Origin of the sequence: Enterobacter chuandaensis, assembly GCF_039718975.1 — a bacterium.
Lineage (GTDB): Bacteria > Pseudomonadota > Gammaproteobacteria > Enterobacterales > Enterobacteriaceae > Enterobacter > Enterobacter chuandaensis.
In genome coordinates, this window is the sequence record NZ_CP097173.1 from 4,291,496 (window position 1) to 4,314,721 (window position 23,226).

The 23,226-nt window shown below is 57.5% G+C and carries 18 protein-coding genes; 7 read left to right on the plus strand and 11 right to left on the minus strand.

The features are described from left to right. Positions 1–214: 214 nt before the first annotated feature. The gene (gene malT / locus MX657_RS20730; RefSeq protein WP_059355755.1) at positions 215–2,920 is read left to right on the plus strand and encodes an HTH-type transcriptional regulator MalT; all 2,706 of its coding nucleotides are present in this window, start codon (positions 215–217) and stop codon (positions 2,918–2,920) included. Positions 2,921–3,001: 81 nt separating this feature from the next. Here malT and MX657_RS20735 read toward each other — a convergent pair whose 3' ends face one another. Genes MX657_RS20735 through glpE form a run of 3 tightly spaced genes read right to left on the minus strand, consistent with a single transcriptional unit; the run spans position 3,002 to position 4,987 of the window. Further along, positions 3,002–3,760: a DeoR/GlpR family transcriptional regulator gene (locus MX657_RS20735; RefSeq protein WP_080329054.1), complete on the minus strand. Its 759-nt coding sequence runs from the start codon at positions 3,758–3,760 to the stop codon at positions 3,002–3,004. 16 nt (positions 3,761–3,776) lie between these two features. Beyond that, positions 3,777–4,607: a rhomboid family intramembrane serine protease GlpG gene (gene glpG / locus MX657_RS20740; protein WP_080329055.1), complete on the minus strand. Its 831-nt coding sequence runs from the start codon at positions 4,605–4,607 to the stop codon at positions 3,777–3,779. 47 nt (positions 4,608–4,654) lie between these two features. Further along, positions 4,655–4,987: a thiosulfate sulfurtransferase GlpE gene (gene glpE / locus MX657_RS20745; RefSeq protein ID WP_080329056.1), complete on the minus strand. Its 333-nt coding sequence runs from the start codon at positions 4,985–4,987 to the stop codon at positions 4,655–4,657. A gap of 188 nt (positions 4,988–5,175) precedes the next feature. On the opposite strand from glpE, the gene glpD reads away from it, so the two are divergent. Further along, entirely contained in the window at positions 5,176–6,684 is a 1,509-nt protein-coding gene (gene glpD, locus MX657_RS20750; protein ID WP_080329057.1) for a glycerol-3-phosphate dehydrogenase, read from the plus strand. An 86-nt stretch (positions 6,685–6,770) separates the two neighbouring features. Here glpD and glgP read toward each other — a convergent pair whose 3' ends face one another. The 6 genes from glgP to asd form a co-directional block, all read right to left on the minus strand. Then, entirely contained in the window at positions 6,771–9,218 is a 2,448-nt protein-coding gene (gene glgP, locus MX657_RS20755) for a glycogen phosphorylase (RefSeq protein WP_080329058.1), read from the minus strand. An 18-nt stretch (positions 9,219–9,236) separates the two neighbouring features. Further along, on the minus strand, positions 9,237–10,670 hold the full coding sequence (gene glgA, locus MX657_RS20760; protein WP_061096850.1) for a glycogen synthase GlgA: 1,434 nt from the start codon (positions 10,668–10,670) through the stop codon (positions 9,237–9,239). Then, a complete protein-coding gene (gene glgC, locus MX657_RS20765) occupies positions 10,670–11,965 on the minus strand; it encodes a glucose-1-phosphate adenylyltransferase (RefSeq protein WP_080329059.1) in 1,296 nt (431 codons plus the stop codon). The genes glgA and glgC overlap by 1 nt, the downstream gene beginning before the upstream one ends. 17 nt (positions 11,966–11,982) lie before the next feature. After that, positions 11,983–13,956: a glycogen debranching protein GlgX gene (gene glgX, locus MX657_RS20770; protein ID WP_346806653.1), complete on the minus strand. Its 1,974-nt coding sequence runs from the start codon at positions 13,954–13,956 to the stop codon at positions 11,983–11,985. Next, positions 13,953–16,139 carry a 1,4-alpha-glucan branching enzyme gene (gene glgB, locus MX657_RS20775; protein ID WP_346806655.1) on the minus strand — a complete coding sequence of 729 codons (2,187 nt, stop codon included), beginning with the start codon at positions 16,137–16,139 and terminating at the stop codon, positions 13,953–13,955. Before glgB ends, glgX begins: the two co-directional genes overlap by 4 nt. A 242-nt stretch (positions 16,140–16,381) precedes the next feature. Then, entirely contained in the window at positions 16,382–17,485 is a 1,104-nt protein-coding gene (gene asd, locus MX657_RS20780; RefSeq protein ID WP_033146834.1) for an aspartate-semialdehyde dehydrogenase, read from the minus strand. Between the two features lie 179 nt (positions 17,486–17,664). Between asd and yhgN the strand changes: the two genes are divergently transcribed. Continuing rightward, complete coding sequence (gene yhgN / locus MX657_RS20785; RefSeq protein ID WP_003861574.1) at positions 17,665–18,258, plus strand: NAAT family transporter YhgN; 594 nt, start codon at positions 17,665–17,667, stop codon at positions 18,256–18,258. A gap of 64 nt (positions 18,259–18,322) precedes the next feature. Here yhgN and tusA read toward each other — a convergent pair whose 3' ends face one another. Next, positions 18,323–18,565 carry a sulfurtransferase TusA gene (tusA, locus tag MX657_RS20790; RefSeq protein WP_008503071.1) on the minus strand — a complete coding sequence of 81 codons (243 nt, stop codon included), beginning with the start codon at positions 18,563–18,565 and terminating at the stop codon, positions 18,323–18,325. A 167-nt stretch (positions 18,566–18,732) separates the two neighbouring features. Here tusA and MX657_RS20795 point away from each other — a divergent pair, with 167 nt between their 5' ends. Together MX657_RS20795 and MX657_RS20800 are read left to right on the plus strand one after the other, a co-directional pair. Next, positions 18,733–19,398, plus strand: coding sequence for a 7-cyano-7-deazaguanine/7-aminomethyl-7-deazaguanine transporter (locus MX657_RS20795; protein ID WP_028014693.1), 666 nt, complete (start codon positions 18,733–18,735; stop codon positions 19,396–19,398). A gap of 72 nt (positions 19,399–19,470) precedes the next feature. Continuing rightward, on the plus strand, positions 19,471–20,028 hold the full coding sequence (locus MX657_RS20800) for a DcrB family lipoprotein (RefSeq protein ID WP_008503073.1): 558 nt from the start codon (positions 19,471–19,473) through the stop codon (positions 20,026–20,028). A gap of 4 nt (positions 20,029–20,032) precedes the next feature. On the opposite strand, the gene MX657_RS20805 is transcribed toward MX657_RS20800, so the two are convergent. Next, the gene (locus MX657_RS20805) at positions 20,033–21,250 is read right to left on the minus strand and encodes an MFS transporter (RefSeq protein ID WP_119916333.1); all 1,218 of its coding nucleotides are present in this window, start codon (positions 21,248–21,250) and stop codon (positions 20,033–20,035) included. A gap of 144 nt (positions 21,251–21,394) precedes the next feature. Here MX657_RS20805 and MX657_RS20810 point away from each other — a divergent pair, with 144 nt between their 5' ends. Then, positions 21,395–22,444 (plus strand): AI-2E family transporter, encoded by a 1,050-nt coding sequence (locus MX657_RS20810; protein ID WP_346806659.1) that lies wholly within the window; start codon positions 21,395–21,397, stop codon positions 22,442–22,444. A gap of 337 nt (positions 22,445–22,781) precedes the next feature. Continuing rightward, entirely contained in the window at positions 22,782–23,171 is a 390-nt protein-coding gene (locus MX657_RS20815) for a hypothetical protein (protein ID WP_346806661.1), read from the plus strand. Positions 23,172–23,226 lie beyond the last annotated feature (55 nt).

The following is a 23,226-nucleotide window of genomic DNA, read 5'->3' on the forward strand; positions in this document are numbered from 1 at the left end:
CCTGACATCCATACAAGCCAGCAGTGGCGCGGTGTCAACGCATTTTTGAAAAAGTTCCAGCAACAGTCTGAATGTTTTGTGACAGAGTGCAAATTCAGAGCCACAAAAGCCAGACATAACTTGCAATAGTTCTCTTTCTGACCGACCTTATAGCTATTAATTACGAAGCGCAAAAAAAATAAATTCTCTCGTTCCCCACAGTGAAGTGAAACCTATGTTGATTCCGTCTAAATTAAGTCGCCCGGTTCGTCTTGACCATACAGTGGTCCGCGAGCGTCTGTTGGCTAAACTTTCCGGCGCGCATAATTTCCGACTGGCGCTGGTTACGAGCCCTGCAGGTTATGGAAAAACAACGCTCATTTCGCAATGGGCCGCAGGTAAGAGCGATCTTGGCTGGTACTCCCTCGACGAGGGCGATAACCAGCAAGAGCGTTTTGCCAGCTATCTGATTGCCGCTATTCAACAGGCAACCAATGGACACTGCGTCGCCAGCGAGGCAATGGTGCAAAAGCGCCAGTACGCCAGCTTGTCCTCCCTTTTCTCCCAGCTGTTTATCGAGCTGGCCGAATGGCATCGTCCGCTGTACGTGGTGATTGATGACTATCATCTGATTACGAACCCGGTTATCCATGAGTCGATGCGCTTCTTCCTGCGCCACCAGCCGGAAAACCTGACCTTAGTCGTGCTGTCACGCAACCTGCCGCAGCTCGGTATTGCCAACCTGCGCGTGCGCGATCAGCTTCTGGAAGTGGGCAGCCAGCAGCTGGCCTTCACCCACCAGGAAGCGAAACAGTTCTTCGACTGCCGCCTGACCTCCCCCATTGAGGCCTCCGAAAGCAGCCGCCTGTGTGATGATGTCGCGGGCTGGGCCACGGCGCTGCAGCTGATTGCCCTTTCCGCGCGACAAAACAACAGCCCGACGCACCAGTCTGCGCGTCGTCTGGCCGGCATCAACGCCAGCCATCTCTCTGATTACCTGGTGGATGAGGTGCTCAACAGCGTCGATCCCTCCACCCGCAATTTTCTGCTGAAAAGTTCCCTGCTGCGTTCCATGAACGACGCGCTGATTGTGCGCGTTACCGGCTGTGAAAACGGTCAGCTACAGCTGGAAGAGATTGAGCGTCAGGGGCTGTTCCTGACGCGCATGGACGATCCCGGCGAGTGGTTCAGCTACCACCCGCTGTTTGGCAGTTTCCTGCGCCAGCGCTGTCAGTGGGAGCTGGCCACGGAATTACCGGAAATCCACCGCGCTGCCGCCGAAAGCTGGATGGCTCAAGGCTTCCCGAGCGAAGCTATCCATCACGCGCTGGCCGCCGGTGATGCCAGCATGCTGCGCGATATCCTGCTCAACCACGCGTGGGGGCTGTTTAACCACAGCGAACTGACGCTGCTGGAAGAATCGTTGAAAGCCCTGCCGTGGGAGAGCCTGCTGGAGAACCCGCGCCTGGTGCTGCTCCAGGCCTGGCTGATGCAAAGTCAGCACCGCTACAGCGAAGTGAATACCCTGCTGGCGCGTGCCGAGCAGGAGATGGAAAGCGAAATGGATACCACCCTGCACGGCGAATTTAACGCCCTGCGGGCGCAGGTCGCGATTAACGACGGCGATGCGGATGAAGCTGAACGACTGGCGATGGTCGCGCTGGACGAACTGCCGCTGGCGAATTTCTACAGCCGAATTGTGGCCACCTCGGTACACGGCGAAGTGCTGCACTGCAAAGGCGAGCTGACGCGCTCCCTTTCGCTGATGCAGCAAACCGAGCAGATGGCGCGCCGCCATGATGTCTGGCACTACGCCCTGTGGAGCCTGATCCAGCAAAGTGAGATTTTATTTGCTCAGGGGTTCCTGCAGGCCGCCTGGGAAAATCAGGAAAAAGCGTTCCAGCTGATTCGTGAACAGCACCTGGAACAGCTGCCGATGCACGAGTTCCTGTTGCGCATTCGCGCTCAGCTGCTGTGGGCATGGTCGCGCCTGGATGAAGCAGAAAGCTGCGCCCGTCAGGGTGTAAACGTGCTTTCTGGCTTCCAGCCTCAGCAGCAATTGCAGTGTCTGGCCCTGCTGGTGCAGTGCTCGCTGGCGCGTGGCGATCTGGATAACGCCCGCAATCACCTTAACCGTCTGGAAAACCTGCTCGGCAACGGTCAGTACCACAGCGACTGGGTATCGAACGCCGACAAGGTGCGGGTGATTTACTGGCAGATGACAGGGGACAAAAAATCCGCCGCCAACTGGCTGCGCCAGACGCCTAAACCGGAATTTGCCAATAACCACTTCCTGCAAAGCCAGTGGCGCAACATCGCCCGCGTGCAGATCCTGCTGGGTGACTTTGAGCCTGCCGAAATTGTGCTGGAAGAGTTAAACGAAAACGCCCGCAGCCTGCGTCTGATGAGCGACCTGAACCGCAACCTGCTGCTGTTAAACCAGCTTTACTGGCAGGCCGGGCGTAAAAATGACGCCCAGCGCGTGCTGCTGGAAGCCTTGCAGCTGGCGAACCGCACCGGGTTTATCAGCCACTTCGTGATTGAAGGTGAAGTGATGGCGCAGCAGCTGCGCCAGCTGATTCAGCTCAACACGCTGCCGGAGCTGGATCAGCATCGCGCCCAGCGCATTCTGCGCGAGATTAACCAGCATCATCGCCACAAGTTTGCGCATTTCGATGAGAACTTCGTGGAACGTCTGCTGAACCACCCGGAAGTGCCGGAGCTTATTCGCACCAGCCCGCTCACCCAGCGCGAATGGCAGGTGCTGGGGCTGATCTATTCCGGCTACAGCAACGAGCAGATTGCCGGTGAGCTGGCGGTGGCGGCAACCACCATCAAAACGCACATTCGCAATCTGTATCAAAAGCTGGGCGTGGCGCACCGTCAGGACGCGGTGCAGCATGCACAGCAATTGTTGAAGATGATGGGATACGGAGTGTAATTCATTGCCCGGCGGCGCTACGCTTGCACGGGCCTACGGGTTTTGTAGGTCGGGTAAGCGCAGCGCCACCCGACACAACCGTTAGCACAGTTCCAGCTGCAAATTATTATCTTTAATCACCTGCATCACGCCCGCCGGTGGCATCACGTCGGTGTAGACCGCATTCACCATGCTGATGCTGCCCATATTCACCATCGCGTTACGACCAAACTTCGAATGGTCCACTACCAGCATCACGTGGCGTGAGTTTTCAATAATCGCACGCTTGGTGCGCACCTCGTGGTAATCAAACTCCAGCAATGAGCCGTCGCTGTCGATGCCGCTGATCCCCAGAATGCCGAAGTCCAGGCGGAACTGAGAGATAAAGTCGAGCGTCGCTTCGCCAATAATCCCGCCGTCGCGGCTGCGCAGTTCGCCGCCCGCGAGGATGATGCGGAAATCGTCTTTCTGCATCAGTGTGTTAGCAACGTTCAGGTTGTTGGTCACCACGCGCAGGTTCTCGTGATCCAGCAGCGCATGGGCGACCGCTTCCGGCGTGGTGCCGATGTCAATAAACAGCGTCGCCCCGTTCGGGATCTGGCTGGCAACTTTACGCGCAATGCGCTCTTTCTCTGCCGTCTGCGTGGCTTTACGGTCGTGCCAGGAGGTGTTGACCGAGCTGGACGGCAGCGCCGCGCCGCCGTGATGGCGCAAAATACGGTTCTGATCGGCCAGATCGTTCAGATCACGACGGATGGTTTGCGGGCTGACGGCAAACTGCTCTACCAGCTCTTCGGTGCTGACGTATCCCTGTTTTTTGACCAGTTCGATAATGGCGTCATGACGTTGTGTTTGTTTCATCAATTATCCCTGAAAATTATGTTCGTTTTCGCGCATGGAGCGTGTCGGCCAGTGCCATTGCCAGCCCGACAGCCAGGCCGGTGACGTGCGCACCATTGGCGATAGACATACCAAACAGATCAAACCATCCGGCAATTAGCCATATTAACGCAAAGGCTATTAATCCGCGTTGTAAATAGATGCCGCTTTCCGGGTCGCGCTCCCCGCGAAGCCAGACGTAGCCCATCAGGGCGTATACCACGCCAGACAGCCCACCGAACCACGGGCCGCTGAATTTATGCTGCACATAGCCGCTCAGCAGGGCGCTGATAATCGTGATAACAATCAGCTTGCCGCTGCCGAGCCGCTTCTCAACGATACCGCCGAGATACCACCACCACAGCAGGTTAAAGAGGATATGCATTACCGAGAAGTGCATCAGCGCGTGGGTGAAATAGCGCCAGACGTCGAAATCCAGCGACGGATCGTACGGCCACGCCAGCGCGATCATCACGCTCTGGTCGCCCACCACGTTCATAATAATGAAGACAATAATGCAGGCCGCCATCAGCAGCAGCGTAAACGGGCCCGCGCGCTCGCGAATCGTGGCAAGGAAGGGAAAACGGCTGTAGTGAAGTCCACTGCCGGTCTGGCCGGACTGCCAGCTTGCCGCCAGATAGCGCGGGTCGCCGGGGTTCTCAAGGAAACGCGCCAGCTCCTCGTTTACCCGCCCTGCCTGGCTCTCGTCGGCCAGCCAGACGTCGGTCTGAGTATGTTGCTGGATGGTCAGAATAACGCCCTGCGTCGCCATATAGTCGACAAACGCCTGGGCGACGCGCGGGTTGGTAAAAGAGGTGATCATCAACATGGGCAGCGGTCGCTTATTTCCACACAAAAGGGGACAGTATAGCGGGATTAGCGCTCAAACGCGTATTCCACTTCTGCCGGGAAATGACGATGCCAGGCATCGAAGCCGCCGTCGACGCTGTATACCGCGTCATAGCCTTGCTGAATCAGGTACTGCGCCGCGCCTTTGCTGCTGTTGCCGTGGTAGCACATGACCATAACGGGCGTTTCAAAGTCGTTATCGCGCATAAACGCGCCTAATGAGTCGTTGGTGAGATGGAACGCGCCCGGCGTGTGGCCCATCGCAAAACTCTGCGGATCGCGGATGTCCACCAGCACCGCTTTTCCCTGGTGCATCTTCTGATGGGCTTCTTCTACGTTAATGCATTCAAACTGATCCATGGTGTTCTCTTTACAGTGGTCAACGACAAGATTTTACCCCGTAGTGTACGTCCTGGCGGCGGGTAAACGCCATTATGTTATCCATATCACTCTAAATTGTTTTTTTGATGTTACCAAAAGCGCGTTCCTTTGCTATTATGAGCGATATCGAACATTTTTGAGCTTTAACGAAAGTGCATGAGGGTGTTATGGAAACCAAAGATCTGATTGTGATAGGCGGTGGCATCAACGGTGCCGGTATTGCGGTTGATGCCGCAGGACGCGGTTTATCCGTGCTGATGCTGGAAGCTAACGATCTCGCCTGCGCGACGTCGTCCGCCAGCTCCAAGCTGATCCACGGTGGCCTGCGCTACCTGGAACACTACGAATTCCGCCTGGTCAGCGAAGCACTGGCCGAACGTGAAGTGCTGCTGAAAATGGCCCCGCATCTGGCGATCCCGATGCGCTTCCGCCTGCCTCACCGCCCGCACCTGCGTCCGGCGTGGATGATCCGCATCGGCCTGTTTATGTACGATCACCTGGGTAAACGCACCAGCCTGCCGGGCTCGAACGGTTTGCGTTTTGGCTCAGAATCGGTCCTTAAGCCTGAAATCGTGCGCGGTTTCGAATATTCCGACTGCTGGGTGGACGATGCGCGCCTGGTGCTGGCGAATGCGCAGATGGTCGAGAAGAAAGGCGGCGAGGTGAAAACCCGCACCCGCGCGACCGCCGCCCGTCGTGAAAACGGCCTGTGGATTGTGGAAGCGGAAGACATCGATACCGGCGAGAAATTCAGCTGGAAAGCGCGCGGCCTGGTGAACGCCACCGGTCCGTGGGTGAAGCAGTTCTTCGACGACGGCATGCATCTGCCTTCCCCGTACGGCATCCGCCTGATTAAAGGCAGCCACATTGTGGTGCCGCGCGTGCATACCCAGAAGCAGGCCTACATTCTGCAGAACGAAGATAAACGCATCGTGTTTGTGATCCCGTGGATGGACGAGTTCTCCATTATCGGCACCACCGACGTGGAGTACAAAGGCGACCCGAAAAACGTCGAGATCGACGAGAGCGAAGTGAACTACCTGTTGAAAGTGTATAACGCACACTTTAAGAAACAGCTGTCACGCGATGACGTGGTCTGGACCTACTCCGGCGTGCGTCCGCTGTGCGATGACGAGTCTGACTCACCGCAGGCCATCACCCGCGACTACACGCTCGATATCCACGACGTAGATGGACAGGCGCCGCTGCTGTCGGTGTTTGGCGGCAAACTGACCACCTACCGCAAGCTGGCCGAGCACGCGCTGGAAAAACTGGCGCCATACTACAAAGGCATTGGCCCGGCGTGGACCAAAGAGGCGGTGCTGCCCGGCGGGGATATCGGCGGTAACCGCGACGATTACGCCGCGAAGCTGCGCCGTCGCTTCCCGTTCATTACCGAAGGGATGGCGCGTCACTACGCCCGCACCTACGGCAGCAATACCGAGCTGTTCCTGGGCGACGCGAAAGCGCTCGCCGATCTGGGTGAACATTTCGGCCACGAGCTGTATGAGGCCGAGTTGCGCTACCTGGTTGAGCACGAGTGGGTTCGCCGTCTCGAAGATGCCGTCTGGCGTCGTACTAAAGAAGGGATGTGGCTTAACGCCGAGCAGCAGTCTCGCGTGGCACAGTGGTTGCAGCAGCATGCGGGAAAGCGTGAATTGTCGCTGGCGTCGTAAATAAAAAAAGCCGGGTGGCGGCTCCGCCTTACCCGGCCTACTCGATCCCGTAGGCCCGGTAAGCGCAGCGCCACCGGGCTTTGTTTTTACAACCGCACCGGATCAATATGCCAGATATTCTCGGCATACTCCTTGATAGTCCTGTCAGACGAGAAATACCCCATATTGGCGATATTATGCATCGCCGCGCTGGTCCACTTCTCCTGCTGACGGTACAGCTCGTCCACCTTATCCTGACAGTCCACGTAGCTGCGATAATCCGCCAGCACCTGGTAGTGGTCGCCAAAGTTAATCAGCGAATCCACCAGATCGCGATAGCGGCCCGGCTCGTCGGGGCTGAACACACCGGTCGCAATCTGCGTCAGGACCTGACGTAGCTCTTCATCCCCTTCGTAGAACTCACGCGGGGAGTAGCCTTTTCTCCGCAGCGCCTCCACTTCTTCGGTGGTATTGCCGAAGATAAAGATATTCTCTTCCCCTACGTGCTCCAGCATCTCGACGTTCGCGCCGTCCAGGGTGCCGATGGTCAGCGCGCCGTTGAGGGCAAACTTCATGTTACTGGTGCCGGACGCTTCCGTTCCCGCCGTGGAGATCTGCTCGGAGAGATCCGCCGCCGGGATGATCAGCTGCGCCAGGCTCACGCTGTAGTTCGGGATGAACACCACCTTCAGCTTGTCGCCAATATCCGGATCCTGGTTCACCACCTTCGCCACGTCGTTGATCAGGTGAATAATGTGTTTCGCCATGTAGTAGGCGGACGCGGCCTTACCGGCGAAGATCTTCACGCGCGGCACCCACTCGGCGGTCGGATCGGCCTTAATGCGGTTGTAGTGGGTGATCACGTGCAGCACGTTCATCAGCTGACGCTTGTACTCGTGGATGCGTTTGATCTGCACGTCGAACAGCGCTTTCGGGTTTGCCACCACGTTGAGGTGCATCGCCAGCCAGACCGCGAGACGTTTTTTGTTCAGCAGCTTGGCTTCACGCACGGCCTTGTTCACCGTCGGGAAATCAATGTGCTGTTCAAGCTCGCTCAGCTGGCTCAAATCGGTGCGCCAGGTGCGACCGATATTCTCATCCAGCACGTCAGAGAGCGGCTGGTTGGCCAACGCCAGCCAGCGGCGTGGCGTAACGCCGTTGGTCACGTTGCAGAAACGCGTCGGGAAGATCTTCGCGAAGTCAGCGAACAGGGACTGCACCATCAGGTTCGAGTGCAGCTCAGACACCCCGTTGACCTTGTGGCTGATCACCACCGCCAGCCACGCCATGCGCACGCGGCGACCGTTAGATTCATCAATGATCGAGGCACGGCTCAGCAGGCCGGTATCGTTCGGGTACTGCTCCTGCAGCGTCTTGAGGAAGTAGTCGTTGATCTCGAAGATAATCTGCAGGTGGCGCGGCAGGATTTTGCCGAGCATGTCCACCGGCCAGGTCTCCAGCGCTTCACTCATCAGGGTGTGGTTGGTGTAAGAGAACACCTGACACGTTACCTCAAACGCGTCGTCCCAGCTGAACTTATGCTCGTCAATCAGCAGGCGCATCAGCTCAGGAATGGAGAGCACCGGATGGGTGTCGTTGAGGTGAATCGCCGTCTTCTCGGCCAGGTTGGCGTAGGTCTTATGCAGCTGATGGTGGCGGCTGAGGATATCCTGAATCGTTGCGGAGACAAGGAAATACTCCTGGCGCAGGCGCAGCTCGCGCCCGGAGTAGGTTGAATCATCCGGGTACAGCACGCGGGAAACGTTCTCGGAGTGGTTTTTATCTTCCACCGCCGCAAAGTAGTCGCCCTGGTTAAATTTGCCGAGGTTGATCTCGCTGCTCGCCTGGGCGTTCCACAGGCGCAGGGTGTTGGTCGCGTCGGTGTCGTAGCCGGGGATGATCTGGTCATAGGCCACGGCGAGGATCTCTTCGGTTTCCACCCAGCGGGATTTTTTCCCTTCCTGCTGAATACGTCCGCCAAAGCGCACCTTGTAGCGCGTGTTGTGGCGCTTGAATTCCCACGGGTTGCCATATTCCAGCCAGTAGTCCGGGGACTCTTTCTGACGACCGTCAACGATGTTCTGCTTGAACATGCCGTAGTCGTAGCGAATGCCGTACCCGCGGCCCGGCAGCGCCAGCGTCGCCAGCGAGTCGAGGAAGCAGGCGGCAAGACGCCCCAGACCACCGTTGCCCAGCCCCGGGTCGTTCTCTTCGTCAATCAGCTCTTCTAAATCCAGCCCCATCTCTTCCAGCGCGGTTTTGACGTCGTCGTAAATACCCAGCGACAGCAGCGCGTTAGAAAGGGTGCGGCCAATCAAAAATTCCATCGACAGGTAGTAAACCTGCCGCGTCTCCTGCGAAAGCTGGGCGCGGTTAGAGCGCAGCCAGCGTTCGACCATACGGTCTCGCACCGCAAACAGCGTGGCGTTCAGCCACTCGTGCTTGTTGGCAATGACCGGATCTTTCCCGATGGTGAACATCAGCTTGTAGGCGATGGAGTGCTTTAACGCCTCAACGCTGAGCGTGGGGGAAGAGTAGCTAAATGGAGCATTCATATCAGTAACTTCGCCTCGTTACATCAAGCGTTGATAAAGGTCGCGGTAGGACTGCGCCGCAACGTGCCAGCTAAAGTCCATGGACATCGCCTGACGCTGAACGTAACGCCACAGGGATGGACGGGACCACAAGACGAAAGCACGCCGAATCGCCCGAAGCAGCGACCAGGCGTTACTGTCTTCAAAGACAAAGCCGCTGGCGATGCCGTCCGCCAGGTTTTCCAGAGAGCTATCCGACACCGTATCTGCCAGCCCGCCCGTGCGGCGTACCAGCGGCAGGGTGCCGTATTTCAGGCCGTAGAGCTGCGTCAGGCCACAGGGCTCAAACCGGCTCGGCACCAGAATCACGTCCGCACCGCCCATGATGCGGTGCGAGAACGCTTCGTGATAGCCAATCTGCACGCCCACCTGCCCCGGATGTTCCGCCGCGGCGGCGAGGAAACCTTCCTGCAGCACCGGGTCACCCGCGCCGAGCAGCGCCAGCTGGCCGCCCTGCTCCAGTAACCCTGGCAGCGCCTCCAGCACCAGATCCAGCCCCTTCTGGCTGGTCAGGCGGCTGACCACCGCAAACAGCGGCACCTTGTCGTTGACCTTCAGACCCATTGCAATCTGCAGCTGGCGTTTGTTTTCCGCTTTGTCTTCCACGGAGTCGCGGCCATAGCGTGCGGCCAGCAGGAGATCGGTTTCCGGGCTCCAGATCTGCTCATCCACGCCGTTCAGAATACCCGACAGGCGGCCTTCACGGTGGCGCTGCTGCAGCAGCCCTTCCAGACCGTAGCCAAACTCCGGCTGGGTGATTTCACGCGCGTAGGTTGGGCTCACCGCCGTAATATGGTCGGCGTAGTACAGCCCCGCCTTCAGGAACGAGATCTGCCCGTTAAACTCCAGACCGTGCATGTTATAGAACGACCATGGCAGATCGATGTCATTCATATGATGGGCGTAATACATGCCCTGATACGCGAGGTTGTGCACCGTAAAGACCGATTTGGCCGGATGCCCTTTCGCCGCCAGATACGCAGGCGCCAGCCCGGCGTGCCAGTCGTGCGCGTGGACGACATCCGGACGCCAGAAAGGATCCAGCCCGACGGCCATCTCTGCCCCTACCCAGCCGAGCAGCGCAAAGCGCAGCACGTTGTCGGTGTAGGCGAACAGGTTCGTATCGTGATACGGGCTGCCCGGTCGGTCGTACAGGTGCGGCGCGTCGATCAGGTAAATCCCTACGCCGTTGTAATGTCCAAACAGCAGGGTGATGCGTCCGGCAAAGGTTTCACGGCGCGTCACGACCTTTGCATCGGGAATGCCGCGCCGGATATCCGGGAAGGCGGGCAGCAGGACGCGGGTATCGACTCCACCGGCGATTTGCGCCGCGGGTAATGCACCAAGAACATCCGCCAGGCCGCCCGTTTTTAACAACGGGAACATCTCAGAACATACGTGTAAAACCTGCATCATCGCTCCTGTTTGATCTGCAGCTTCCGCAACATTTCCCGTGTGACTAACACGATCCCCTCTTCAGAACGGTAGAAGCGACGCGCGTCTTCTTCCGCGTTTTCACCAATCACCATTCCTTCAGGAATGACGCAGGCACGGTCGATCACGCAGCGACGCAGACGACACGAACGCCCTACCCAGACATCCGGCAGCAGAACCGCCGAATCGATATTACAGAATGAGTTTATACGCACGCGCGGGAACAGCACGGACTGCACCACCACAGAACCGGAGATGATGCACCCGCCGGAAACCAGCGAGTTCAGGGTCATGCCATGGCTACCGGAGCGATCCTGGACGAACTTCGCCGGCGGCAGCGATTCCATATGGGTGCGAATTGGCCAGTTCTGGTCGTACATATCCAGCTCAGGCGTCACGGATGCCAGATCGAGGTTGGCTTTCCAGTACGCTTCCAGGGTTCCCACATCGCGCCAGTAAGGCTCCGCATTCGGGTCAGACTGCACGCAGGACAGCGGGAAGGGATGTGCATACGCCATGCCAGCTTTGGTAATTTTCGGGATGATGTCTTTACCGAAGTCGTGGCTGGAGCTTTCGTCTTTGTCGTCTTCTTCCAGCAGCTCATAAAGATAATCTGCATCAAAGACATAGATCCCCATGCTGGCGAGCGATTTGGTGTCGTCGCCTGGCATGGTTGGCGGGTTCGCCGGTTTTTCAACGAAGTCGATAATCTTGTCGTCGCCATCTACATGCATCACGCCAAACGCGGTTGCTTCCGCAACGGGCACCGGCAGACACGCCACGGTGCAGCGCGCCCCTTTTTCAACGTGGTCGATCAGCATGTGGGAGTAATCTTGCTTGTAGATGTGGTCCCCCGCGAGGATGACGATGTATTCCGCGTTGTAGCGGCGAATGATGTCGAGGTTCTGGGTCACCGCATCCGCCGTGCCGCGGTACCAGTTCTCCCCGTGAACGCGCTGCTGCGCCGGGAGCAGATCGACAAACTCGTTCATCTCTTCGCTGAAGAATGACCAGCCGCGCTGGATGTGCTGCACCAGCGTGTGCGACTGATACTGCGTAATGACGCCAATGCGGCGAATGCCCGAGTTCAGGCAGTTGGAGAGCGCAAAGTCGATAATGCGGAACTTACCACCAAAGTGAACGGCCGGCTTGGCGCGCTTGATGGTCAAATCTTTCAGACGGGTACCACGCCCGCCCGCGAGTATCAGGGCAACTGTTTTTAATGGTAGCTGGCGCGCCAACATTAACGGATCGTTCTTCTCTAATCTAACCATGACTAACTCCTTTTTTATCATCTTTGGAATACGCACACTCCGTGCGCAGGCCCGTGCCAGACAGCCATTACTACCGGATTATCCGCTCCGGCAAAGGGGGGAACAGCTCGCCACTCCCCGTCAGGTAAAACAATCTCTGCGACGTCGTCCGTCGCGTTCAGCGTCACCAGCCACTTATCCGAGAGCAGGATTTGCAGGCAGGTGGTGCCGTGTTGCCACTCTTGCGCGCTCAACGGCTGCGCGTCTTTATTCAGCCAGCGAACGTTGCCGTCGCCCTCCTCCCACCAGCTGTTGGCGGTAAGGGCGGGGATCTGCTGGCGAAGGTGGATCAGCGCCGCGGTGAAATGGGTCAACCCGCTGTTCGCCTCTCCCCAGTCGAGCCAGGTTAAGGTATTGTCCTGGCAATAGGCGTTGTTGTTGCCGTGCTGGCTGTGGCCGTGCTCGTCGCCCGCCAGCAGCATCGGCGTACCCTGCGACAGCAAAAGCGTCGTCAGCAGCGCATGAACGCTGGCGCGTCGCCGCTCGATCACATCCAGACTTCCGCCTAACCCTTCTATACCATGGTTAAAGCTATGGTTATTGTTAGTCCCATCGCGATTCTCTTCGCCGTTTGCCTCATTGTGTTTCTGATTGAAACAAACACAGTCACGCAGCGTGAAACCGTCGTGCGCCGTCACCAGATTAACGGTGGCCGACGGACGTTTGCCGTCGCGCTTAAAGAGATCGCTTGAAGCGGCAAAGCGTCCGGCGAACTCCCCCAGCGACAGATCGCGCGCCAGCCAGAAGCGGCGGATAACGTCGCGATAGTGGTCGTTCCACTCGGCAAACAGCGGCGGGAAGTTTCCCACCTGATAACCACCCTCACCAATGTCCCACGGCTCTGCGATGAGCTTCACCTGTGAAAGCACCGGACAGTTTTTTATCGCCTCAAACAGCGGCGCCTGCTGGCTGAACGCCGGGGTACGCCCCATCACTGGCGCCAGGTCGAAACGAAAACCGTCCACGTGGTACGTCTCAACCCAGTATTTCAGGCATTCATACGCGTAATGCGTGACCGCCGGATGACTGAGGTTGAGGGTGTTACCGCACCCGGTCCAGTTCTCGTAATCGCCGTCGTCCCTGATCCAATAATAGCTACGGTTATCGATTCCGCGCTGTGAGAGCGTCGGACCGTCAAGATCGCTTTCCGCACTGTGGTTCAGCACCACGTCCAGAATGACCTCAATGCCCGCCGCGTGAAGCGCCTTCACCGCATCGCGAAACTCATCCCGCGCCTTTTCCGGATGGGCGGCATAGCGTGGGTCAAGGGCGAACATCGCCAGCGGGTTGTAGCCCCAGTAGTTGCTTAACCCAAGACGCTGTAGACGCGGTTCGCTGGCGAAATGCGCCACGGGCAGTAGCTCCAGCGCGGTGATGCCTAAGTGCTTCAGGTAAGCGACCATCGTCGGATGCCCAAGCGCTTTGTAGGTGCCACGCATCTCTTTAGGGATCGACGGGTGCAGATACGTCAGCCCTTTGACGTGCGCTTCATAAATGACGGTGTTGCCCCACGGCGTGCGCGGCGGGGCATCGTCTTCCCAGTCGTAGAGATCGTGCACCACCACGCTTTTGGGCGCGACGGACGCGCTGTCGCGGTGGTCAGGTTCGCCGTAGCCAACGTGGAACAGCGGGTCGTCTTTAAACTCGCCGTCCACGCGGTACGCGCACGGGTCAATCAGCAGCTTCGCCGGGTTAAACCAGTGCCCCTGAGAAGGCACCCAGGGGCCGTGAACGCGAAAACCGTAATGCATTCCTGGCCGTCCTCCGGCCAGGTAGCCATGCCAGGTATCTTCCGTGCGCGCCGGTAAATCGTAACGGTGCTCGTTACCTTTCCCGTCAAACACACAGAGTTCCACCCGTTCCGCGTGAGCAGAAAAGAGCGTGAAGTTCACCCCCTTTCCGTCAAAGCTCGCCCCGAGCGGTTCGGGTTTACCTGCCGTGAGCTGCGTCATTCGCCCTCCCGCACCAGCCAGATGGTGCCAAGCGGCGGCAGCGTCAGGCTCAGGGAGTTCGGCCGGCCGTGGCTTTCGATGGCATCGCTTTGCACCAGCCCGCCGTTACCGGCGTTACTGCCGTGGTAGTGCATGGAGTCGGTATTGAGAATTTCGCGCCATTTACCCGGCTGGTTAATGCCGAAGCGATAGTGTTCGCGCGGCACCGGGGTAAAGTTGCTGGCAACGATGATCTCGTTACCCGCTTTGTCGCGGCGCACAAAGACAAACACCGAGCGCTCGTGGTCGTCCACCACCAGCCATTCAAAGCCGTACGGATCGAAGTCCAGCTCGTGCAGCGCTTTGTGGTGGCGGTAGGTCAGGTTCAGATCGCGCACCAGGCGCTGCACGCCGTGGTGCCAGTTGTCCGCACCTTCCAGCAGATGCCAGTCGAGGCTTGAGTCGTGGTTCCACTCGCGCCCCTGGGCGAACTCATTGCCCATAAACAGCAGCTTTTTGCCCGGGAAGGCGAACATCCAGCCGTAGTAGGCGCGCAGGTTGGCAAATTTCTGCCACGGGTCGCCCGGCATGCGGTCGAGAATGGATTTCTTGCCGTGCACCACTTCATCGTGCGACAGCGGCAGCATGAAGTTTTCGGTGTAGTTGTAGAGCAGCCCGAAGGTGAGCTTATCGTGGTGATACTGACGATAGACCGGGTCGAGCTTCATATAGTCGAGCGTGTCGTGCATCCAGCCGAGGTTCCACTTGTACCAGAAGCCCAGACCGCCCATTGACGGTGGACGGGAAACGCCCGGGAAGTCGGTGGACTCTTCCGCCATGGTCACGGCGCCTTCCACCTGCTCACCGATGATGCGGTTGGTGTTGCGCAGAAACTCAATCGCTTCCAGGTTTTCACGGCCACCATACTCGTTCGGGATCCACTCCCCCTCTTTGCGGCTGTAGTCGCGGTAGATCATTGAGGCCACCGCATCCACGCGCAGGGCATCAATGCCGAAGCGCTCGATCCAGTACAGCGCGTTCCCGACCAGATAGTTCGACACTTCACGGCGACCGTAGTTGTAGATCAGCGTGTTCCAGTCCTGGTGATAGCCTTCGCGCGGGTCGCTGTGCTCGTACAGCTTCGTGCCGTCGAACTCTGCCAGCGCAAAATCATCCGACGGGAAATGGCCCGGCACCCAGTCGAGGATCACGTTCAGCCCGGCGGCGTGCGCGGCATCGATAAAATAGCGGAAGTCATCGCGGGTACCGAAACGGCGAGTAGGTGCATACAGCCCGGTAGGCTGATAGCCCCAGCTGCCGTCGAACGGGTGCTCATTGATCGGCAGCAGCTCCAGATGGGTAAAGCCCATCCATTTGGCGTATGGCACCAGCTGGTCCGCCAGCTCGCGATAGCTCAGCCAGAAGTTGTTATCGGTGTGACGACGCCACGAGCCGAGATGCACCTCATAAACGGAGATCGGCGCATCGAAGCGGTTGGCCTGCTTGCGCTCTTCCGTCTGGACAACCTTTTCCGGCAGCCCGCAAATCAGCGAGGCGGTATTCGGGCGCAGCTCTGCCTCAAAGGCGTACGGGTCGGATTTAATACGCAGCTTGCCGTTGGCATCGATCATCTCAAATTTGTAGAGCTGACCGTTGTGCGCGCCGGGGATAAACAGCTCCCAGATGCCGGTTTCCCGACGCAGGCGCATGGGGTGACGACGACCGTCCCAGTAGTTGAACTGCCCGACGACGGAGACGCGCTGGGCGTTTGGCGCCCATACGGAAAAGCGCGTGCCGGTGATACCGTCCATGGTATCCGCATGGGCACCCAGCGTTTCGTAAGGGCGTAAATGGGTCCCTTCGGACAGCAGCCAGGCGTCCATCTCTTTTAAGAGCGGGCCGAAGCTATAGGGATCGTCAATCAGGTTTTGCTGGCCGTGCCAGATGACGGCGAGCTGGTAACGAAAGGGGTTTTTACGGCGGGGCATCACGCCCGAGAAGAAGCCACGCGAGTCGAGGCATTCCAGATTACCCACCTTGCGGCCGGTTTTGGGTTCGATAACCCACACTTCTGTTGCATCCGGTAACAGCGCACGAACTTCCAGTCCGGCCTCTGTACGGTGCATCCCTAGCACAGAAAAGGGGTCGGCAAAGTGACCCGCAATAAGCGCATTAATCACGTCTCTCGAAATACGATCGGACATGGTATTCATCCTGTTTTTTTATGTCGCCCTTTTTACGCGCTCCGGGACGACTTTTAATGTGACCTAAACGGTGCAGCTAATCCTCTCTGCTCCGTCCTACCCTCAGGTGAGAAATAAATCTTCCTTAAAGCATAGCCAACGACGTGGTTCCTCCCGATAAAAAATAAGACATCTGCGTTTTACTCCATGTAGTACGCATAAAAAGGGGGGCGAAAATCACCCCCCCCGTGTTTAACAAATTATTACGCCAGCTGGCGCAGCATGCGGCGCAGCGGCTCTGCGGCACCCCACAGCAGCTGGTCGCCGACGGTGAATGCGGAGAGATACTCCGGCCCCATGTTCAGCTTGCGCAGGCGGCCAACCGGGGTGGTCAGCGTGCCGGTCACGGCTGCCGGGGTCAGTTCACGCATGGTGATATCGCGATCGTTTGGCACCACTTTCGCCCACGGGTTGTGTGCGGCCAGCAGCTCTTCCACGGTCGGAATAGACACATCTTTTTTCAGTTTAATGGTGAAGGCCTGGCTGTGGCAGCGCAGCGCGCCGATACGCACGCACAGACCGTCAACCGGAATGGTGTTCGCGGTCGCGAGGATTTTGTTGGTCTCCGCCTGGCCCTTCCACTCTTCGCGGGTCTGGCCGTTATCCAGCTGTTTGTCGATCCACGGGATCAGGCCACCGGCCAGCGGTACGCCGAAGTTATCCACCGGCAGCTCGCCGCTGCGGGTCAGCTGAGTGACCTTACGCTCGATGTCGAGGATCGCGGACGCCGGGTTTGCCAGCTCGGTCGCGACGCTCTGGTGCAGCTGGCCCATCTGGGTCAGCAGCTCGCGCATATGACGCGCGCCGCCGCCGGAGGCCGCCTGGTAGGTCGCCACGGAGACCCACTCCACCAGATCCTGCGCGAACAGGCCGCCGAGGGACATCAGCATCAGGCTGACGGTGCAGTTACCGCCGACAAAGGTTTTCACGCCGTTGTTCAGGCCGTCGGTGATCACGCCCTGGTTAACCGGGTCGAGAATGATGATCGCATCGTCTTTCATGCGCAGTGAAGAGGCCGCGTCAATCCAGTAGCCCTGCCAGCCGCTTTCACGCAGCTTCGGATAGATTTCGTTGGTATAATCGCCGCCCTGGCAGGTCACAATAATGTCGAGTGCCTTCAGCGCTTCCAGATCGTAAGCATCCTGCAACGTGCCTGTGGTACCACCAAAGGACGGTGCAGCCTGGCCGAGCTGGGAAGTAGAGAAGAAGACCGGGCGGATGGCGTCGAAATCGCGCTCTTCAACCATGCGTTGCATGAGTACAGAGCCGACCATACCGCGCCAGCCGATAAAACCAACGTTTTTCATAGCATTTTTTTCCTGCTGAGGGTGTGTGCTGATTGTGCAAGCCAGTATTGAACTGGGATATGCTTCACATTACAAAATGCTGCCAAAGTCGCAAGCGAAATTAATCGATGATTGCCCGGCTATCAGAAAAAGTGCTAATCATCGGAATAACACTACTAAGTATCAGGGATAATTTAAAGATGAGTGAAATCATTTCCGCCGCGGTTTTATTGATCCTGATTATGGATCCGCTCGGTAATCTGCCAATCTTCATGTCGGTGCTGAAGCACACCGAGCCGAAGCGCCGCCGGGCGATCATGATCCGTGAACTGCTCATCGCCCTGCTGGTGATGTTTATTTTCCTGTTCGCGGGTGAAAAAATCCTCGCTTTCCTGAATCTGCGCGCTGAAACGGTCTCAATTTCCGGCGGGATTATTCTGTTCCTGATTGCCATTAAGATGATTTTCCCGAGCGCCGAAGGCAGCAGCAGCGGCCTGCCCGCGGGTGAAGAGCCGTTTATCGTGCCGCTGGCGATTCCACTCGTCGCCGGGCCAACGATTCTGGCCACGCTGATGCTGCTGTCGCATCAGTATCCTAATCAGATGAGCCATCTGGTGATTGCCCTGCTAATTGCCTGGGGCGGGACGTTTATCATCCTGCTGCAGTCTTCGCTGTTCCTGCGCCTGCTGGGCGAGAAAGGGGTGAACGCGCTGGAGCGCCTGATGGGGCTGATTCTGGTGATGATGGCAACGCAGATGTTCCTGGATGGGATCCGGGCGTGGATGAAAGGCTGACTTTCTCCCTCTCCCTGTGGGAGAGGGCCGGGGTGAGGGCATCAGGCCGCAGAGGACAGCCCACCTAACCCTTACGAATCAAATACCGATACGGCAGCGCCTCGGTCTGCTGCGCCACCAGCTCATGCTCCATAAAGGTACAAAAACCGGGAATATCGCGCGTGGTGGCCGGATCGTCGGCAATAATCAGCAGCGTTTCACCGGTCTGCATGTTACGCACGGTTTTACGTACCATCATTACCGGCTCCGGGCAGCGAAGGCCCTGGGCATCAAGGGTGTGGTCTGGGCTGGAAAACAGGTCGGTCATGATCTTCTCGGTCAGGTAAAAACGGCTGTAGTTTACGCCCCGGCGCGGGCAATGCAAACCAGGTTAACGATTGCGCAAAAACTAACCATTGCAATGTCCAGCCAAAGCAGTATCATGCTGCGGTTTTTATTGGGTTCCCTCACCCCAACGTATAAAAAGGTCACAATATGACGCAGTTTTCTGAATCACAGCGCGTAAAAGCGTTGTTCTGGCTTTCGCTTTTCCATTTGCTGGTGATCACCTCCAGCAACTATCTGGTGCAGCTCCCTATCTCCATTTTTGGTTTTCATACCACCTGGGGCGCATTCAGTTTTCCGTTTATTTTCCTCGCCACCGATCTGACCGTGCGTATCTTTGGCGCCCCGCTGGCGCGTCGCATTATTTTTGCGGTCATGCTCCCGGCGCTGTTCATCTCGTACGTGATCTCCTCCCTGTTTTACATGGGAAGCTGGCAGGGCTTTGAGGCGCTGACCCACTTCAACCTGTTTGTCGCCCGTATCGCCGCAGCGAGCTTTATGGCCTACGCGCTGGGGCAGATCCTCGACGTGCACGTGTTTAACCGCCTGCGCCAGAATCATCGCTGGTGGATGGCGCCGACCGCGTCCACGCTGTTCGGCAACGTGAGCGATACCCTGGCCTTCTTCTTCATCGCCTTCTGGCGCAGCCCGGATGCCTTCATGGCCGAGCACTGGATGGAGATCGCGCTGGTGGACTACTGCTTCAAGGTGCTTATAAGCATTGTTTTCTTCCTGCCGATGTACGGCGTGCTGCTGAATATGTTGCTGAAAAGGCTGGCAGATAAATCTGAAATCACGGCATTGCAGGCTGGTTAAGGGTTCGCTTTAACAGTTGTGATAAGATGGGTGAATGAGCCGCTATGGCCGTTTATCGAAAGGAAGAAGTCAATGCGCAATCTGGTTAAATATGTCGGGATTGGCCTGCTGGTTGTGGGTCTTGCAGCCTGTGATAACAGCGACACGAAAACGCCTGCTCAGGGCGCATCCGCAGAGAGCAACGCGACCGGTCAGCCGGTGAATCTGATGGATGGCAAACTCAGTTTCTCTCTGCCAGCCGATATGACTGACCAGAGCGGCAAGCTGGGCACCCAGGCGAACAACATGCACGTTTACTCCGACGCAACCGGCCAGAAAGCGGTCATTGTGATTGTGGGCGACGACACCAGCGAAGACCTGGCCGTCCTGTCCAAACGTCTGGAAGACCAGCAGCGCGGCCGCGATCCGCAGTTGCAGGTGGTGACGAATAAATCCATCGAGCTGAAAGGCCATAAGCTGCAACAGCTGGACAGCATCATCTCCGCAAAAGGCCAGACCGCTTATTCTTCTGTGGTGCTGGGCAAGGTGGATAACAAACTGCTGACCCTGCAGATTACCCTGCCAGCGGAAGACCAGCAGAAAGCGCAGACGGCTGCTGAAAACATCATTAACACCATCGTGATCCAGTAACGCTTCACGATGATGACGTGGCCTCCGGTGCCTGCACCGGGGGCCATTTTTTTAGCCGCCACGTCAGCAACAACGCAATCATTACCAGACCCGCCGCGGCAAGGTAGATCACCGGTACCCCTGCCCGGGCCATCACCAGCCCCGCCAGAGGGCCGGTAATGCCTAAAGACATATCCATAAATACCGTATAGGTCGCCAGCGCCGCCCCCTGGTTCTGCTGCGGCACGGCTTTAACCGCCACCACGCCCAGCGCCGGGAAGACCAGTGAAAACCCCGCCCCTGCGAGGAATACGCCAATTTTCGCCATCCAGGGCACCATCGCGATGCCGGTCAACAGCAGCCCGACAATCTCTACCGCAAAGCAGATCATCGCCACGTTCAGCCCGCCCAGACGGTTGATGCCGTTCGGGAAAAGCAGGCGCGTGCCCACAAACGCTCCGCTAAAGAGGGTTAACGCAAAGGCCGCCCCCTCCCAGCCTTTGGCGTCATAAAACAGGGTAATGAAGGTCGCAATCACGCCGAAGCCGGTGGTCGCCAGGGCCAGCGCCATGCCGTAAGGCCAGACGCGCCCCAGCACGGCCCGAAACGGCAGCGGCTTGCCCTTGCTGGCCTTCACCTTCGGGCGCGGCAGCGCAAACAGAATCGCCGCAAGCGCGACCGCCATAATGGTGATGGCCAGGCCATACAGCCCGCCAAGCGCAAAGCAAGCCACGCCAAGCGGTGCGCCGAGCGCCATCGCCCCGTAGGTGACGATCCCGTTCCACGAGATCACCCGGCCAATGTGTGGCGCACCGACAACCCCCACGCCCCACAGCGTCGAGCCGGTTCCTGCCAGGCTTTGCCCAATGCCGAGAATGACGCGCCCCAGACAGAGCAGCGCCAGGCTGACCAGCGGCCAGTGGCTGGTGGTAGCGGCCAGCAGGTAGCTCAGGCCACTCAGAAAGCAGCCGCAGAGCCCCATAATCACAATGCGTTTTGGACCGAAAAGATCGGCGTAGCGTCCGGCGTGCGGGCGGCTCAGAAGCGTGGCGAAATACTGCAGGCTGATGACAAGTCCCGCCCAGAATGCACTAAACCCCATCACGTCATGGACGTAGCCCGGCAGAACCGCCAGCGGCAGGCCGATCGTTAAGTAGCTGGCAAAGTTGAAGATAACAACGGAAACAATGCGCAGATTGAGGCGCAATCCGCTCAGCGCCGGTTCGGCGGCAGGTTCGGGCATCGGGTTCTACCTGATTTTTTGCAACAGTGTTTCACTATTACCACGGCGCAATAAGAAAATCAGCCCCGACTTTCAGATTATCGGTGCCAGACGAAGCGGCCCCCAGGCACTACACTTATCGGGTCATCTTATTAAGGAACGCGCATGTTAGCTCCCCAGCCCGATAAAGCAGGACTCCATATCTTATTAAAACTCGCCTGTCTGGTGGTTATCCTTGCGGGTATCCATGCTGCCGCTGACATTATCGTCCAGCTCCTGCTGGCGCTCTTTTTTGCCATTGTCCTCAATCCGCTGGTGACCTGGTTTTTACGTCGGGGCGTGAGCCGCCCGGTGGCCATCACCATCGTGGTTATTGTGATGCTGATTGGCCTGACGGCGCTCTTCGGCGTACTGGCGGCGTCACTGAGCGAATTCTCCACCATGTTGCCGCAGTACAATAAAGAGCTGACGCGTAAGATCGTCGCGCTGCAGGAGATGATGCCCTTTCTTAACCTGCATATCTCACCCGAACGGATGCTGCGCAGGATGGATTCCGAGAAGGTCATGACCTACGCCACCACGCTGATGACCGGTCTTTCCGGCGCGATGGCCAGCATTTTGCTGCTGGTCATGACGGTGGTGTTTATGCTGTTCGAAGTGCGTCATGTTCCGTATAAGCTACGCTTTGCTTTAAACAACCCGCAAATACATATTGCCGGTTTACACCGTGCATTAAAGGGCGTCTCCAAATATCTGGCGCTGAAAACGCTGCTCAGCGTATGGACCGGGATTATTGTCTGGCTGGGGCTGATGCTGATGGACGTCCAGTTCGCGCTGATGTGGGGCGTACTGGCGTTTCTGCTGAACTACGTGCCGAATATTGGCGCGGTGCTTTCCGCCGTGCCGCCGATGATTCAGGCGTTTCTGTTTAACGGTTTTTACGAATGTATGCTGGTCGGCGCGCTGTTCCTCGTCGTGCATATGGTGCTGGGTAATATTCTTGAACCGCGGATGATGGGACACCGGCTCGGCATGTCGACGCAGGTGGTGTTTTTATCCTTGTTGATTTGGGGATGGCTGCTGGGCCCGGTCGGCATGCTGCTGTCGGTCCCGCTGACCAGCGTATGTAAAATCTGGATGGAAACCACCAAAGGGGGCAGCAAGCTGGCGATCCTGCTTGGGCCGGGGCGGCCAAAAAGCCGGCTGCCGGGGTAGCAAACCTACCAGTATCGGTAGGTTTAAAGCGTCAATAATACGCCGTACATTACCGCGATTATCATCCGTCGCGGTATTTTTTATTTGCGTTAAGGTATATTAATTCTGTTTTTATTTGCTCCCCACGTATTTCTACAAAACGCAATGACTGCTCTAACGCAAATTGAAAAAAACCGAAAAGCGCTATTTTTTCCGTGATATTATACCCCTCCTTCGCGTCAACGTAATGCAAACATTAATATTGATTAAAAATACACCCAGCGCAAACGACGGACTGGATGAATATTATTTGTGAAAACCACTAACTTTAATTGTTATTATTGATATGGAGTTGTTGATGAAAAAGATCGTTAAATGGTGTGCAGCAGCAGTATTCGTTGGCGCACTGGCAGGCTGTGCGCGTACCGCCCCTATCGCTCAGGTTCACTCCACCGTCAGTGCAGGCCATACTGCCGAACAGGTGAAAACGGCGATTTTGAAAGCGGGCCAGAAACGTGACTGGATCATGACGGAAGCGGGTCCGGGCGTGATTAAGGGGCGTTTACAGGCGCGCGATCACTCCGTCCAGGTGCGTATTCCGTATTCAGCAACAAGCTATTCAATCAATTACGAAAGCAGCCTGAACCTGAAAGCGGCAGACGGTAAAATTCACAAAAATTATAACCGTTGGGTGAATAACCTCGACCACGATATTCAGCTGAACCTCTCTGCGGGCGCTGCACTGTAATATTTTTCTAAAGTCGGGCCAGATATGGCCCGATAACCCCTATTTCTTGCCCTGA

Excerpts from the sequence above, each read along its gene's own strand:
- malT (WP_059355755.1), top strand. The coding sequence starts at position 215 with ATGTTGATTCCGTCTAAATTAAGTCGCCCGGTTCGTCTTGACCATACA.
- MX657_RS20735 (WP_080329054.1), bottom strand. The coding sequence starts at position 3,760 with ATGAAACAAACACAACGTCATGACGCCATTATCGAACTGGTCAAAAAA.
- glpG (WP_080329055.1), bottom strand. The coding sequence starts at position 4,607 with ATGTTGATGATCACCTCTTTTACCAACCCGCGCGTCGCCCAGGCGTTT.
- glpE (WP_080329056.1), bottom strand. The coding sequence starts at position 4,987 with ATGGATCAGTTTGAATGCATTAACGTAGAAGAAGCCCATCAGAAGATG.
- glpD (WP_080329057.1), top strand. The coding sequence starts at position 5,176 with ATGGAAACCAAAGATCTGATTGTGATAGGCGGTGGCATCAACGGTGCC.
- glgP (WP_080329058.1), bottom strand. The coding sequence starts at position 9,218 with ATGAATGCTCCATTTAGCTACTCTTCCCCCACGCTCAGCGTTGAGGCG.
- glgA (WP_061096850.1), bottom strand. The coding sequence starts at position 10,670 with ATGCAGGTTTTACACGTATGTTCTGAGATGTTCCCGTTGTTAAAAACG.
- glgC (WP_080329059.1), bottom strand. The coding sequence starts at position 11,965 with ATGGTTAGATTAGAGAAGAACGATCCGTTAATGTTGGCGCGCCAGCTA.
- glgX (WP_346806653.1), bottom strand. The coding sequence starts at position 13,956 with ATGACGCAGCTCACGGCAGGTAAACCCGAACCGCTCGGGGCGAGCTTT.
- glgB (WP_346806655.1), bottom strand. The coding sequence starts at position 16,139 with ATGTCCGATCGTATTTCGAGAGACGTGATTAATGCGCTTATTGCGGGT.
- asd (WP_033146834.1), bottom strand. The coding sequence starts at position 17,485 with ATGAAAAACGTTGGTTTTATCGGCTGGCGCGGTATGGTCGGCTCTGTA.
- yhgN (WP_003861574.1), top strand. The coding sequence starts at position 17,665 with ATGAGTGAAATCATTTCCGCCGCGGTTTTATTGATCCTGATTATGGAT.
- tusA (WP_008503071.1), bottom strand. The coding sequence starts at position 18,565 with ATGACCGACCTGTTTTCCAGCCCAGACCACACCCTTGATGCCCAGGGC.
- MX657_RS20795 (WP_028014693.1), top strand. The coding sequence starts at position 18,733 with ATGACGCAGTTTTCTGAATCACAGCGCGTAAAAGCGTTGTTCTGGCTT.
- MX657_RS20800 (WP_008503073.1), top strand. The coding sequence starts at position 19,471 with ATGCGCAATCTGGTTAAATATGTCGGGATTGGCCTGCTGGTTGTGGGT.
- MX657_RS20805 (WP_119916333.1), bottom strand. The coding sequence starts at position 21,250 with ATGCCCGAACCTGCCGCCGAACCGGCGCTGAGCGGATTGCGCCTCAAT.
- MX657_RS20810 (WP_346806659.1), top strand. The coding sequence starts at position 21,395 with ATGTTAGCTCCCCAGCCCGATAAAGCAGGACTCCATATCTTATTAAAA.
- MX657_RS20815 (WP_346806661.1), top strand. The coding sequence starts at position 22,782 with ATGAAAAAGATCGTTAAATGGTGTGCAGCAGCAGTATTCGTTGGCGCA.